We start from the raw sequence: 15201 nt of genomic DNA, 5'->3' as shown, positions 1-15201 counted from the left end.
CTCGTCCTGTTGAGTTAAATACTTGCCGACACCATGTCGACAAGATTGGAATTATATTTTTATTGCAAGGGTTTAGTCAAGCAAATGACTGATAAAGTTTAGTGTTTTCCAATTTATGTCTAAATTTTGGAAACAAAGGCCGTCTGAAAGATTTAGACGGCCTGAGACCTTTGCAAAATTCCCCAAAATCCCCTAAATGTCTTGGTGGAAATTTAGGGGATTTTGGGGAATTTTGCAAAGGTCTCAACCTATGTTTAGGTTTCGGCTGTCGAGGGGAAAGGAATTTTGCAAAGGTCTCGGCCTTTGTCATTTTAAATAAGTCCGTAATTTGGCTCTCTACTTATTTTTCTCCATTGCTTTCCTTATTTATTCAGACTGCCTTAATCTCTACCCTCTTTTAAATCCTCTAAAAAATAAAACCGCAAGACTGGCTTGCGGTTTTATTTTCACAATAATCCCGAGAGATTATTCGTCTGAAGCTTCGGTTTCAGAAATTTCTTGATCAGCTTGCTGCCATTGTTGGTGGCGGCTGCGGTGATAGGTCAAACCTGTACCGGCAGGAATCAAACGACCGACAATCACATTCTCTTTCAAACCGCGCAGCTCGTCTTGTTTGCCCATAATAGCGGCCTCTGTCAAGACGCGGGTTGTTTCTTGGAACGATGCCGCAGAAATAAAGCTGTCTGTAGACAAGGAAGCTTTGGTAATACCCAGCAACACGTTTTCGTAACGTGCTGGCTCTTTGTCTTCAGCCATGGCTTTTTCATTGGCAAGCATCACATCGCCACGCTCAACTTGTTCGCCGGTAATGAACTCAGTATCACCGGAATCAACGATGTTCACTCGACGCAGCATTTGGCGGATGATGACTTCGATGTGTTTATCGGAAATCTTCACACCTTGCAGGCGGTAAACCTCTTGTACCTCTTGAACAATGTAGCGGGCCAATGCTTCGATACCTTGCAGACGCAGAATGTCGTGTGGATCTACGGCACCGTCTACGATGGTTTCACCGCGGTTTACCACTTGACCGTCGTGTACCAGAATCTGTTTCTCTTTAGAAATCAGGGTTTCGTATGCTACACCGTCTACGTCGGTAATAATCAGACGCTGTTTACCTTTGGTTTCTTTACCGAAGGAAACGGTACCGGTAATTTCTGCCAACATACCTGCATCTTTCGGCACGCGTGCTTCAAACAATTCGGCTACGCGTGGCAGACCACCGGTAATATCGCGGGTTTTAGAAGACGCTTGCGGAATACGTGCCAACACATCACCCTTACCGACTTCCTGACCTTCACGGATGGTAATCACCGCACCGACCGGGAATGCCATAGAAACTGGGGTAGTCGTACCTGGGATACAAATTTCCAGACCATTTTCATCCAACAGTTTGACAGTCGGACGCAACAGTTTAGAAGCACCAGAGGAACGACGTTTGCCATCAATCACTACCAAAGTAGACAAACCGGTTACATCGTCGGTTTGTTTCGCAACAGTAACACCCTCTTCCACGTTTTCGAATTTCACCATACCTGCATGTTCGGTAATCATCGGACGGGTATGCGGATCCCAAGTTGCCAAGGTTTGACCAGCTTTAATGGCTTCGCCGTCTTGTACCAGCAGGATTGCACCGTAAGGTACTTTGTGACGTTCACGTTCGCGACCGATATCGTCGTGAATCACTACTTCACAAGAACGGCCGATGACAACCAACTCGCCTTTGTTGTTAGCAACGTAACGCATTTGGCTGCTGAAACGTGCTGTACCGTTGGATTTGGCTTCTACTTGGCTGGCCGCCGCTGCACGAGATGCCGCACCACCAATGTGGAACGTACGCATGGTCAGCTGAGTACCTGGTTCACCAATGGATTGTGCAGCAATCACACCAACTGCCTCACCGGCGTTAACCAGTTTACCGCGTGCCAAGTCGCGGCCATAACAGTGTGCACACAGGCCATGACGGGTTTTACAAGTAATCGGAGTACGGACTTTGACTTCATCGACACCGGATTGGTCGATCATATCTACCAGTTTCTCGGTCAACAACGTACCGGCTTCAACCAAAGTCTCGCCAGTCGAAGGATCGACAACATCAGAAGCAGTAACGCGGCCCAAAATACGATCGCGCAAGGCTTCAATCACATCACCGCCTTGTACCACTGCCTTCATCACAAAGCCGTCTGAAGTACCGCAATCGTCTTCAACAACTACCAAGTCTTGGGTTACGTCTACCAAACGACGGGTCAGATAACCGGAGTTTGCAGTTTTCAACGCGGTATCCGCCAAACCCTTACGCGCACCGTGGGTCGCAATAAAGTATTGCAATACGGTCAGGCCTTCGCGGAAGTTGGAGGTAATAGGCGTTTCAATAATTGAGCCGTCAGGCTTCGCCATCAAACCACGCATACCGGACAACTGTTTAATCTGAGCTGCAGAACCACGGGCACCAGAGTCAGCCATCATGTAAATAGAGTTGAAGGACTCTTGATCAACTTCGTTGCCGTCACGATCGATAACTTTTTGTTTGGATAGGTTGTCCATCATCGCTTTAGCGATCTTATCGCCGGCACGACCCCAAATATCGACCACTTTGTTGTAACGTTCGCCGTTAGTTACCAAACCTTGACGGTATTGGTCTTCGATTTCTTTAACTTCAGCATTAGCCTCAGCCAGCAAGGCTGCTTTTTCTTTCGGAATTTCCATATCGTCAACCGCAATGGAAATACCGCCTTTAGCCGCAAAACCGAAACCGGTATACATCAGGTGGTCAGCGAAAATAACTGTTTCACGCAGGCCGCAAAGACGGAATGATGCGTTAATCAGTTTAGAAATTTCTTTTTTCTTCAGCGCTTTGTTGATGTACTCGAATGGCAGGCCTTTAGGCAGGATTTCGCTCAACAATGCACGGCCGACAGTCGTTTCGTAACGGTTAACGACAGGCTCAAACTCACCTGCTTCGTTTTTCACCCATTCACGCAGACGTACGGTAATTTTCGTACCCAGCTCAACCTGTTTGGTATAGTATGCACGATGCACTTCTTTCACATCGGCAAACAGGCTGCCTTCGCCTTTGGCATTGATACGGTCTCGGGTCATGTAGTACAGACCCAATACGATATCTTGAGAAGGTACGATGATTGGTTCGCCGTTGGCTGGAGACAATACGTTGTTTGAAGCCAGCATCAGCGTGCGTGCTTCCATTTGTGCTTCCAAGCTCAATGGAACGTGTACAGCCATTTGGTCACCGTCAAAGTCGGCGTTAAATGCGGCACACACCAATGGGTGCAACTGAATCGCTTTACCTTCAATCAGGATAGGTTCGAACGCTTGAATACCCAAACGGTGCAGGGTTGGCGCACGGTTCAGCATAATCGGATGTTCGCGGATTACTTCTTCCAAGATATCCCATACTTCAGGTACTTCTTGTTCTACCAATTTTTTCGCAGCTTTAACGGTAGAAGCCAAACCTTGTTTTTCCAGTTTATGGAAAATGAACGGTTTGAATAGTTCCAAAGCCATTTTCTTCGGCAGACCACATTGGTGCAGACGCAGGTATGGGCCTACGGTAATCACGGAACGACCGGAGTAGTCCACACGTTTACCCAGCAGGTTTTGACGGAAGCGGCCGCCTTTACCTTTAATCATATCTGCCAATGATTTCAGCGGACGTTTGTTAGCACCGGTCATGGCTTTACCGCGACGGCCGTTATCCAACAGAGAGTCAACTGCTTCTTGCAACATACGTTTTTCGTTGCGGACGATGATGTCAGGTGCATGCAGTTCCAACAGACGTTTCAGACGGTTGTTACGGTTGATGACGCGACGGTACAAATCGTTCAAATCGGAAGTGGCAAAACGACCGCCATCCAATGGAACCAAAGGACGCAAATCAGGTGGCAATACCGGCAGCACATCCATAATCATCCACTCCAGTTTCATACCGGAACGGTGGAAGGCTTCCAATACTTTCAAGCGTTTGGCAATTTTTTTAATTTTGGTGTCAGAACCGGTAGATTCCAACTCTTGACGCAGGATTTCGATCTCGCCGGCAATATCCAAGGTGCGCAGCAATTCGCGGATACCTTCCGCACCCATTTTGGCATCAAAGTCGTCGCCGTATTCGTCCAGCTTATTGTAGTAATCGTCTTCAGTCAGCAATTGACGGCGTTGCAACGGAGTCATGCCGGGATCGGTCACCACGAATGCTTCAAAGTACAATACGCGTTCGATATCACGCAACGTCATGTCCAATACCATACCCAGGCGGGAAGGCAGGGATTTTAAGAACCAGATATGGGCAACAGGTGCAGCCAATTCGATATGGCCCATGCGTTCGCGGCGCACTTTGGACAGGGTCACTTCCACGCCACATTTTTCACAGGTTACGCCTTTAAATTTCAAGCGTTTGTACTTACCGCACAAACATTCATAGTCTTTGACCGGGCCAAAGATTTTGGCGCAGAACAAACCGTCGCGCTCTGGTTTGAACGTACGGTAGTTGATGGTTTCAGGTTTTTTAACTTCGCCATAAGACCATGAGCGGATGGTTTCGGGAGAGGCAATACCGATTTTGATGGCATCAAACTCTTCTTCCATGCCGGCGGTTTGCAACGGATTAAATAAGTTCAACAAATTCATTTTTGCTCCTTGAAGGAAGTATTTTTACCGCGTGGCGGATTTTCGATATTGGAAACGGTACTTTTGATTTCAGACGGCCTAAATGCCGATTGCTTTATTCTTATTCTGAAACCGCTTTTTCAGACGACCTTAAAAGGCCGTCTGAAAACTTCTGTTTAGTAGCGTTCCAAATCGATATCCAAGCCCAGTGAGCGAATCTCTTTAACCAATACGTTGAAGGATTCAGGCATACCGGCATCGATTTTGTGTTCGCCTTTGACGATGTTTTCGTACATTTTGGTACGACCGTTCACGTCGTCCGACTTCACTGTCAGCATCTCTTGCAACGTGTATGCTGCACCGTATGCTTCCAGCGCCCAAACCTCCATCTCACCGAAACGTTGGCCACCGAACTGGGCTTTACCGCCCAGAGGTTGTTGGGTAACCAGACTGTACGGACCGGTAGAACGGGCGTGCATTTTTTCATCAACCAAGTGGTGCAGTTTCAGATAGTGCATCACACCGACTGTTACCTTGCGGTCAAACGGTTCGCCAGAGCGTCCGTCATACAGCGTGATTTGGGTTTTGCTGTCGTTAAAGCCCAATTTTTCGACTTCAGGATCATCGCTTGGATAAGCCAAGTTCAACATTTCGCGGATTTCAGACTCTTTCGCACCGTCAAACACTGGGGACGCGAAAGATGCGCCTTTACGCAAGTTAGAAGCCAATTCAATGATTTCTTCATCTGTCAGGCTGTCTAAATCTTCTTTCTTACCGCTGCTGTTGTAGAGTTTATTCAAGAATTCACGCAGCTCGCTGGCCTTGCGTTGCTCTTTCAGCATACGGTCGATGCGCTCGCCGATACCTTTTGCCGCCCAACCCAAGTGAACTTCTAAAATCTGACCGATGTTCATACGGGAAGGTACGCCCAACGGGTTCAGTACGATGTCTACCGGACGGCCGTCAGCCATGTAAGGCATGTCTTCCACTGGCAGAATGCGTGATACCACACCTTTGTTACCGTGGCGACCCGCCATTTTGTCACCGGCTTGCAGACGGCGTTTGATGGCGATAAATACTTTCACCATTTTTTGTACGCCCGGTTGCAGCTCGTCACCTTGGGTCAGTTTTTTCTTCTTGATCTCATACAACTCATCCGCTTCTTCGCGTTTTTGTTGCAGACTCAATTTAATCAGTTCCAACTGTTTGGCCAAGTCTTCGTCAGCCAGACGGATGTCAAACCAATCATGTTTGCTGGACAGGCTTGCCAAATATTCGGTAGTGATTTCACTGCCTTTAGCCAGCTTCATCGGACCACCATTAGCTTTTTGACCCACAATCATACGTTCGATACGGTCGAATGCGTCATTATCGAAAATACGCAATTGATCGCCCAAATCTTGACGGTAACGTTTCAATTCTGAATCAATAATGGATTGAGCACGTTTATCGCGTTGGATACCTTCACGAGTGAAGACTTGAACGTCGATAACGGTACCGCTCATGCCGGTAGGCATACGCAATGAAGTATCTTTTACGTCAGATGCTTTTTCACCGAAGATGGCACGCAGCAGTTTTTCTTCAGGAGTCAGTTGAGTTTCGCCTTTAGGCGTTACTTTACCTACCAAGACGTCACCGGCCTCTACTTCTGCACCGATATATACGATACCGGATTCATCCAAACGGTTTTGCATACGTTCGGACAAGTTCGGAATATCGCGGGTAATGTCTTCCGCACCCAATTTAGTGTCACGTGCAACAACGTTCAGCTCTTCAATGTGAATCGAAGTGTAACGATCGTCCGCAGCCACTTTTTCTGAAATCAGAATCGAGTCTTCGTAGTTGTAACCGTTCCATGGCATGAAGGCGATGGTCATGTTTTGACCCAAAGCCAACTCGCCCAAATCGGTAGATGCACCGTCGGCCACCAAGTCACCACGTTGCAACACATCGCCTGCTTTTACAGCCGGACGTTGGTTGATGTTGGTAGATTGGTTGGAACGGGTGAATTTAACCAAGTTGTAAATATCGACACCCACTTCACCGGCAGTCGCTTCATCATCATGAACACGAACTACGACGCGGTTGGCATCTACATACTCAACCACACCACCACGGCGGGCAACGATTGCAGTTGCAGAGTCAACGGCAACAGAGCGTTCGATACCGGTACCAACCATTGGTTTCTCAGGACGCAGGCACGGTACGGCCTGACGTTGCATGTTGGCACCCATCAATGCACGGTTCGCGTCATCATGTTCCAAGAATGGAATCAGAGATGCTGCAACGGATACCACTTGGCCGGTTGCCACGTCCATATATTGAACGCGGTCAGGCGTTGCCATAATGGTTTCGCCTTTTTCACGACAAGTAACCAAGTCGCCAATCAGATTACCGTCTTTGTCCAAATCGGCATTCGCCTGTGCAATCACATAACGGCCTTCTTCGATAGCAGACAAGTAATCAATTTCTTCAGTTACTTTACCATCGACAACACGGCGGTAAGGGGTTTCCAAGAAGCCATAATCATTAGTACGCGCATAAACGGACAGTGAGTTGATCAAACCAATGTTTGGACCCTCAGGTGTTTCAATAGGACATACACGGCCATAATGGGTCGGGTGTACGTCTCGCACCTCAAAGCCTGCACGTTCACGAGTCAAACCGCCCGGGCCCAATGCAGATACACGGCGTTTATGGGTTACTTCAGACAATGGGTTAGTCTGATCCATAAATTGGCTCAATTGGCTGGAGCCGAAGAATTCTTTAATCGCGGCAGAAACAGGTTTCGCATTGATCAAGTCATGCGGCATTAAGTTCTCAGATTCTGCTTGGTTCAAACGTTCTTTAACTGCACGTTCTACACGAGCCAAACCGCTGCGGAATTGGTTTTCAGTCAACTCACCAACAGAACGGACACGACGATTACCCAAGTGATCAATATCGTCTACTTCGCCATGACCATTACGCAGTTCAACCAATGTAGCAATAGAAGCAACAATGTCTTCAACGCTCAGAACGTAACCGCCTTTTTCAGCTGCGCCAGCCAAAGTTTCGTTCAGCAAACGGCCATACCAAGAGTTTTGTTGTGCTTCAGACAATTTTTGTTCGTATGTGCGCGTATTAAATTTCATACGGCCTACGCGAGACAAATCATAGCTGTCTTCACTGAAGAACAAGCGGTTGAAGAGCTGTTCAACAGCTTCTTCGGTAGGCGGTTCGCCAGGACGCATCATGCGGTAAATCGCTACGCGTGCAGCTTGCTGATCAGCAGTTTCGTCTGTACGCAGAGTGCTGGAGATGTAACCACCTTGATCCAATTCATTGATATAAAGGGTCGTAATTTCTTTTACGCCATGGATATCAAGTTTAGCCAACAGTTCTTCTGTAATTTCATCGTTCGCAGACGCTAATACTTCGCCGGTTTCCGGATCAATCAGGTCAGCAGCCAATGCTTTGCCAATCAGGCTTTCTGGCTCTACATCCAAACGAGTCAAGCCTGCATTGGTAATATCACGGATATTTTTCGCAGTAATGCGTTTACCTTTGGCGACCAGTACATTGCCTTCTTTATCCAAGATATCAACTTTGGCAGTTTCACCTTTCAGACGGCCTGCAATCAGATCAGTTTGAACACCGTTTGAAGACAAATAGAAAGTTTCTTTGTCGTAGAAAATATCCAAGATTTGTTCATTGTTGTAGCCCAAAGCTTTCAACAAAATCGTAACCGGCATTTTACGGCGACGGTCGATACGGAAATACAGCAAATCTTTTGGATCAAATTCGAAATCCAACCATGAACCACGGTAAGGAATAATACGAGCAGAGAACAACAGCTTACCGGAAGAATGTGTTTTACCACGGTCATGCTCAAAGAACACACCAGGAGAACGGTGCAGCTGGGAAACAATCACACGCTCAGTACCATTGATGACAAAAGAGCCGCTTGGCGTCATCAATGGGATTTCACCCATATACACTTCGTTTTCACGAACTTCTTTTACAGTCGGCTTAGATGCTTCTTTATCTAAAATCACCAAACGGATACGGGCACGCAATGGAGCCGCGTAAGTAATGCCGCGCAATTGACATTCAGGAATATCGAACAAAGGCTCGCCCAATGTGTAATGCACAAACTCCAGTCGCGCATAACCGTTATGGCTCACAATCGGGAAAATAGAATTAAATGCCGCTTGTAGACCATCATCAGTACGTTGATCAAAAGCATTTTCCAGCTGCAAAAATTTCGCATAAGAATCAATTTGGGTTGCCAGCAGGAAAGGAACATCTAAGACATTCTCTCGCTTTGCAAAACTCTTACGGATACGTTTTTTCTCGGTAAACGAATAGCTCATATACACTCCGAAAAGCAATTTTAAATAATAGGCCGTCTGAAACAACGGCATGCATCAATCTGATATTTACATTTATTTGCAATGATTTTATAAAGACTATGCAAATAAATGTAAACAATGCCTGATGCTTATTTTAAGAAGCAAAATAAGGCTGGCAGAAAACTGCCAGCCTTCATTGGAAGCATCAAATTATTTGATTTCGACTTTAGCGCCGGCTTCTTCCAGTTGTTTTTGGATGTCTTCAGCTTCAGCTTTAGAAACACCTTCTTTCAGAGTTTTAGGTGCACCGTCAACGATGTCTTTAGCTTCTTTCAGACCCAGGCCAGTGATAGCGCGGACAACTTTAATCACGCCAACTTTTTGATCACCGGCAGAAGCCAATACTACGTCGAATTCAGTTTTTTCTTCAGCAGCAGCTGCACCAGCACCTGCAGGGCCTGCAACTGCAACTGCAGCAGCAGAAACGCCAAATTTTTCTTCAAAAGCTTTAACCAGGTCGTTCAATTCCATTACGGTCAAAGAACCAACGGCTTCCAAAATGTCTTCTTTAGTAATAGCCATGCTATTTATACTCCAAATATTGTATTAAAAAATAATTGATTAAATGAAACAAAATCGATTAAGCGGCTTCTTCGCCAGCTTTTTTCTCTGCCAAAGCAGCCAAACCACGTGCAAAGCCTGATACAGGAGCTTGCATAACGAACAACAGTTTGGACAACAGTTCTTCGCGACTTGGAATAGAAGCCAACTCAGCAACCTGAGCAGGATTCATCACTTCGCCATTGTAAGAACCGGCTTTAACGATAATTTTGTCATCTTTTTTCGCGAATTGGTGCAGCACTTTAGCAGCAGCAACAGCATCTTCAGAAGCAGCGTAAACCAACGGACCAACCATTTGATCAGCCAAACCTGCGAATGAAGTACCCTCTACTGCGCGACGAGCCAGAGTATTTTTCAGAACGCGCAAGTAAACGCCTTCTTTACGTGCATTCGCACGAAGCTCAGTCATGCTGGAAACACTGATACCGCGATATTCAGCGACTACGAGAGTTTGAGCGTTAGCAATTGCTGCGCTAATTTCCTCTACGGCCACTTTCTTGGTTTCAATATTGAGACTCAAGGTCTACCTCCCACTGTTTACAAACAGGATACCGAAATGATATCCCACCAGCGCGGTAACCTAAAAAGACATCTTACAAGCAATCTTGCAATGTGTTTCAGGACTACCGTCTGCGTAGGGCAGTTACGATTAAATCTTACGATCCCTACGGTCTTGGACATCTACTTAATTTTAAGTAGCCCAAATTCAGGCAATCCAGAAAATTGGATCACCTGAAAATTTCTTAGTTGTTCACGCTTGCAGTATCAACGCGAACACCCAAACCCATAGTGCTGGATACAGCAACTTTTTTCAGGTACTGACCTTTAGCAGCAGCAGGTTTGGCTTTAACGATAGCATCCAGCAACGCATTGAAGTTTTCTTTCAAGTCAGCTTCAGCGAAAGAAGCACGACCGATAGTTGCGTGAACGATACCGGCTTTATCTGTACGGTATTGTACTTGACCTGCTTTTGCATTTTTAACTGCTTCAGCAACGTTAGGAGTAACAGTACCTACTTTAGGGTTTGGCATCAGACCACGAGGACCCAAGATGGTACCCAATTGACCAACGATACGCATTGCATCAGGAGAAGCAATAACAACGTCAAAGTTCAGGTTACCAGCTTTGATTTCAGCAGCCAGATCTTCAAAACCGACAATATCTGCACCAGCTTCTTTAGCAGCATCTGCATTTGCACCTTGAGTAAACACAGCTACGCGAGTTGTTTTACCGGTACCTTTAGGCAGAACGACTGAACCACGAATAACTTGGTCAGATTTACGAGGATCAACGCCCAAGTTGAAAGATACGTCAACAGACTCGTCAAATTTAGCGGTAGCAGCTTTTTTAACCAAAGCAATTGCTTCGTCGATTGCGTACAGTTTGTTAGCTTCAACAGAAGAGCGAAGAGCTTTCAAGCGTTTAGATACTTTAGCCATTATACAACACCCTCCACGTCCAAGCCCATTGAGCGAGCAGAACCTGCGATAGTACGAACAGCCGCATCCAAGTCAGCAGCAGTCAAATCAGGCTCTTTAGTTTTAGCAATTTCTTCCAACTGAGCACGGGTCAATTTACCCACTTTGTTAGTCAGAGGATTAGAACTACCTTTTTGCAGACCAGCAGCTTTTTTCAACAAGATAGAAGCTGGTGGTGTTTTCATCACAAATGTGAATGACTTATCTGCAAATGCAGTAATCACGACTGGAATTGGCAAACCAGGTTCCATACCTTGGGTTGCAGCATTAAATGCTTTACAGAATTCCATGATGTTCAAACCACGTTGGCCCAAGGCTGGACCAACTGGGGGAGATGGATTGGCTTTACCTGCAGGAATTTGCAGTTTAATGTAGCCGATAATTTTCTTTGCCACTTAAAGGACTCCTAAAAACGGGTATAACGCGGAACCATTCCGCTTCCCAAACAGAATTCGCGATTATATCCGCTTAAAAAAAAAATTTCAAGCGAATTAAACCACTTAAATCTTTTCAACTTGGCCGAACTCTAATTCAACCGGTGTTTCGCGACCAAAAATCTGAACAGAAACACGCAGTCTATTACGTTCGTAATTAACTTCATCAACAATACCGTTAAAATCAGCAAATGGGCCTTCGTTTACTCGAACTTGCTGACCAACTTCAAACTGAACTTTTGGTTTTGGCTTCTCAACACCTGTTTTAGCTTGTTGCAAAATAGCATCTGCATCTTTTTGAGAAATTGGGATCGGGCGATTTCCACTACCGCCTACAAAACCATTTACTCGAGGAGTACTCTTAACCAAGTGCCATGAATCATCAGTCATTTCCATTTCGACCAATACATAGCCTGGATAGAATTTACGCTCACTGATGGTTTTTCGACCATTCTTGATATCTACTACTTCCTCGACGGGCACAAGAATCTGACCGAAATAATCTTCCATGTTTTCACGAGCAATACGCTCTTTCAATGTTTTTTGGACATTTTTTTCAAAACCGGAATAGGCCTGCACCACATACCAACGCTTTGACATCTTTACCCTTTCCTATTTAATAAAACATCAAAAAACAACCATGAAATAATTGTATCTGCCACATAAATGAAGGCCGCTAAAATCGCAACAAAGATAATTACAAATACAGTCATTTTGACCGCTTCATCCCGACTCGGCCAAACCACTTTCTTGAACTCGGTCCAAGAGCTCTTAAAATATGCAAACAGACCTTCTTTCTTTTCAGGAGCTGGCTTATTACTTACCACAACCTCCTTTTTCTGATGGTCTTCTTTGCGTCCAGACGGATGTTCTGTCATCTTTACTCACTTATCAATACCCCACCCGCCTTCATTTTAGATAGTGGCATTGATCCATTAATTAATTCCAAATAATCTTAAAACTTAAGTACAAAAAAATTAACCGACACAAGGCCGGTTAATTTTTTATTTGGCAGGCCAAGAGGGTCTCGAACCCCCAACCCTCGGTTTTGGAGACCGATACTCTACCAATTGAGCTATTGGCCTCTAAACTTAAGCGATGATAGAAGAAACCACACCCGCACCTACGGTACGACCACCTTCACGAATCGCAAAGCGCAGACCTTCTTCCATAGCGATTGGCGCAATCAGTTCTACAGTAATGGTTACGTTCTCACCTGGCATTACCATTTCTACACCTTCTTCCAAAGTAACTGCACCAGTTACGTCAGTAGTACGGAAGTAGAATTGTGGACGGTAGTTAGCGAAAAATGGAGTGTGACGACCACCCTCTTCTTTGCTCAGTACGTATACTTCTGCTTTGAACTTGGTGTGAGGAGTGATAGTACCTGGTTTAGCCAATACTTGACCACGCTCTACGTCTTCACGTTTAGTACCACGCAGTAATACGCCTACGTTGTCACCAGCTTGACCTTCGTCCAGCAGTTTGCGGAACATTTCAACGCCGGTACAAGTAGTTTTTTGGGTTGCTTTCAGACCTACGATTTCGATCTCGTCACCAACATGGATGATACCGCGCTCTACACGACCGGTTACTACTGTACCACGGCCAGAGATAGAGAATACGTCTTCGATAGGCAACAAGAAAGGTTTGTCCACAGCACGCTCAGGTGTTGGGATGTAGCTGTCCAAGGCAGCAGCCAATTCGAAGATTTTTTCTTCGTAAGCAGCGTCACCTTCCAAAGCTTTCAGTGCAGAACCTTGTACGATTGGGCAGTCATCGCCTGGGAAGTCGTAGCTTGACAACAAGTCACGGATTTCCATTTCAACCAGTTCCAACAGCTCGGCATCGTCAACCATGTCGCATTTGTTCATGAATACGATGATGTAAGGTACACCTACTTGGCGAGCCAACAGGATGTGTTCGCGAGTTTGTGGCATAGGACCGTCAGCTGCGGAACATACCAAGATCGCGCCGTCCATTTGTGCAGCACCGGTAATCATGTTTTTAACGTAGTCGGCGTGGCCCGGGCAGTCTACGTGCGCGTAGTGACGGGTTTCAGTTTCGTATTCTACGTGTGAGGTATTAATGGTAATACCACGAGCTTTTTCTTCAGGAGCGTTGTCAATTTGGTCGTAAGCTTTTGCAGCGCCACCGAATTTTTTAGCCAAAATAGTAGTCAAAGCAGCAGTCAGAGTGGTTTTACCATGGTCAACGTGACCGATGGTGCCAACGTTTACGTGCGGTTTGCTACGTTCAAATTTTTCCTTAGCCATGGCAATATCCTATAATCTATAGCTTTTTGAAAGAAAGGGTAATAATGAGATGGTGCCCATGGGCAGATTTGAACTGCCGACCTCTCCCTTACCAAGGGAGTGCTCTACCCCTGAGCTACATGGGCGAAATTGTTTGGAGCGGGTGAAGGGAATCGAACCCTCACCGTAAGCTTGGAAGGCTTCTGCTCTACCATTGAGCTACACCCGCATACTCACTTTTTTGCTCCAAGTAAGAATTTTTGGTGGAGGGAGAAGGATTCGAACCTTCGAAGCTCACGCAACAGATTTACAGTCTGCCCCCTTTGACCGCTCGGGAATCCCTCCAAAAGAGAACGCTAGTTTATTGGCAACTCAGATTTCCGTCAAGATTTTTTTTTATTTATTTCTTTAAAAATACCCAAGCTTTTGCTTTTAAACACTATTTATTTAAACTGAATGATTTTTTCGTACTTAGCCATCAACTCTTCGTGCGTTTCAGGATGTTCTTCATCGATCAAGATACAGTCGACAGGGCATACCTGTTGGCACTGAGGCTCATCGTAATGGCCTACACATTGTGTACACAAATTTGGATTGATTTCGTAAATTTCTTCACCTTGCGAAATGGCATCATTAGGGCATTCCGGCTCGCACACATCGCAGTTAATGCACTCATCTGTAATAAAGAGCGACATTTCTATTTCCTTTTTTCTTAAATTATCAAAACCGATTGGGCGCGGATTATAGCACAAATGACGTCGGAACAATCCGTTTGAAAGAATGTTTTACACCTTGGGAATGATTCTCAAATTCTATACTATTCAGCAACTTGCGAATAGAATAACAATTCAAACCTACTCATTCCCGCCTTTCCTTCCCGATAAACTTCCAGCCAATCCGGTTTTTCAGGTAGCTTCCCTGCTTCAATATAGACCATTGCCCCATTTTTCAAGTGGCTTTGCAATCGGATAAACAGATTTTGCCAATCTTCCCATGCAAACGGCGGATCAAGGAACACAACATCAAATTTTTCAGACGGCCTTGCCAGATAAGCCATGCCGTCTGAACACACGATTTCCACCTGTTTCAAACCTAATTCACGGATATTTTTCTGAAGCGTTTGAACAGTTTGGCGGTGGTTATCGACCATTACCACTTTTGCCGCATTACGAGAAGCAGCCTCCATTCCCAAAGCACCACTGCCGCTGAATAAATCCAATACTGTTTTACCGGTTAAATCCTGGCCCAGCCAATTAAACAGTTTTTCACGCACGCTGTCAGGCGTCGGACGCAGACCGTCTGCAGATAAAAATGTTAACTTTCGTCCCCTGCATTGCCCACCGATGATGCGTACTTGATTGGTGTGTTTGGAATGTTTATTGTTTGCCATAATTTTTAAAAAGATGCCGAGTTTTCAGACGGCCTCAATTATATAGTGAAACTGCCATCAAGCCGTATT

Annotated in this window: 11 protein-coding genes and 4 tRNA genes; all 15 read right to left on the bottom strand. The window is 45.6% G+C overall.

What is annotated here, in order from left to right; translation table 11 throughout:
* Window positions 1-465: 465 nt before the first annotated feature.
* The 15 genes from rpoC to rsmD all read right to left on the bottom strand — a co-directional run bounded on the left by rpoC (window position 466) and on the right by rsmD (window position 15132).
* Window positions 466-4641 carry a DNA-directed RNA polymerase subunit beta' gene (rpoC, locus tag ACTHS8_RS08440; protein ID WP_440373471.1) on the bottom strand — a complete coding sequence of 1392 codons (4176 nt, stop codon included), beginning with the start codon at window positions 4639-4641 and terminating at the stop codon, window positions 466-468.
* Window positions 4642-4796: 155 nt separating this feature from the next.
* The gene (rpoB, locus tag ACTHS8_RS08435; RefSeq protein WP_440373470.1) at window positions 4797-8975 is read right to left on the bottom strand and encodes a DNA-directed RNA polymerase subunit beta; all 4179 of its coding nucleotides are present in this window, start codon (window positions 8973-8975) and stop codon (window positions 4797-4799) included.
* A gap of 189 nt (window positions 8976-9164) precedes the next feature.
* A complete protein-coding gene (gene rplL, locus ACTHS8_RS08430) occupies window positions 9165-9536 on the bottom strand; it encodes a 50S ribosomal protein L7/L12 (protein WP_003677916.1) in 372 nt (123 codons plus the stop codon).
* A 58-nt stretch (window positions 9537-9594) separates the two neighbouring features.
* Window positions 9595-10095 (bottom strand): 50S ribosomal protein L10, encoded by a 501-nt coding sequence (gene rplJ, locus ACTHS8_RS08425; RefSeq protein ID WP_003680699.1) that lies wholly within the window; start codon window positions 10093-10095, stop codon window positions 9595-9597.
* 223 nt (window positions 10096-10318) lie between these two features.
* Window positions 10319-11014 (bottom strand): 50S ribosomal protein L1, encoded by a 696-nt coding sequence (gene rplA, locus ACTHS8_RS08420; RefSeq protein WP_003677918.1) that lies wholly within the window; start codon window positions 11012-11014, stop codon window positions 10319-10321.
* Window positions 11014-11448, bottom strand: a complete 435-nt coding sequence (rplK, locus tag ACTHS8_RS08415; protein WP_002220151.1) for a 50S ribosomal protein L11 — start codon at window positions 11446-11448, stop codon at window positions 11014-11016. Before rplK ends, rplA begins: the two co-directional genes overlap by 1 nt.
* Before the next feature lie 105 nt (window positions 11449-11553).
* Window positions 11554-12087: a transcription termination/antitermination protein NusG gene (nusG, locus tag ACTHS8_RS08410; RefSeq protein WP_063076703.1), complete on the bottom strand. Its 534-nt coding sequence runs from the start codon at window positions 12085-12087 to the stop codon at window positions 11554-11556.
* 2 nt (window positions 12088-12089) lie between these two features.
* Window positions 12090-12365, bottom strand: a complete 276-nt coding sequence (secE, locus tag ACTHS8_RS08405; RefSeq protein WP_063076702.1) for a preprotein translocase subunit SecE — start codon at window positions 12363-12365, stop codon at window positions 12090-12092.
* A 131-nt stretch (window positions 12366-12496) separates the two neighbouring features.
* Window positions 12497-12572: transfer RNA gene (locus ACTHS8_RS08400), tRNA-Trp, on the bottom strand.
* Window positions 12573-12578: 6 nt separating this feature from the next.
* Window positions 12579-13763, bottom strand: coding sequence for an elongation factor Tu (gene tuf / locus ACTHS8_RS08395; RefSeq protein WP_440373469.1), 1185 nt, complete (start codon window positions 13761-13763; stop codon window positions 12579-12581).
* A gap of 50 nt (window positions 13764-13813) precedes the next feature.
* Window positions 13814-13888 (bottom strand) — tRNA-Thr (locus ACTHS8_RS08390).
* A gap of 9 nt (window positions 13889-13897) precedes the next feature.
* Window positions 13898-13971 (bottom strand) — tRNA-Gly (locus ACTHS8_RS08385).
* Window positions 13972-14003: 32 nt separating this feature from the next.
* Window positions 14004-14087, bottom strand: a tRNA-Tyr gene (locus tag ACTHS8_RS08380).
* 98 nt (window positions 14088-14185) lie between these two features.
* Window positions 14186-14437: a YfhL family 4Fe-4S dicluster ferredoxin gene (locus tag ACTHS8_RS08375; protein ID WP_003679513.1), complete on the bottom strand. Its 252-nt coding sequence runs from the start codon at window positions 14435-14437 to the stop codon at window positions 14186-14188.
* A gap of 122 nt (window positions 14438-14559) precedes the next feature.
* Window positions 14560-15132 carry a 16S rRNA (guanine(966)-N(2))-methyltransferase RsmD gene (rsmD, locus tag ACTHS8_RS08370; protein WP_440373468.1) on the bottom strand — a complete coding sequence of 191 codons (573 nt, stop codon included), beginning with the start codon at window positions 15130-15132 and terminating at the stop codon, window positions 14560-14562.
* Window positions 15133-15201 lie beyond the last annotated feature (69 nt).

The organism is Neisseria sp. P0016.S008 (assembly GCF_051957775.1).
GTDB classification, from domain to species: domain Bacteria; phylum Pseudomonadota; class Gammaproteobacteria; order Burkholderiales; family Neisseriaceae; genus Neisseria; species Neisseria flavescens_B.
This window is presented reverse-complemented; position numbering and strand designations above follow the sequence as displayed.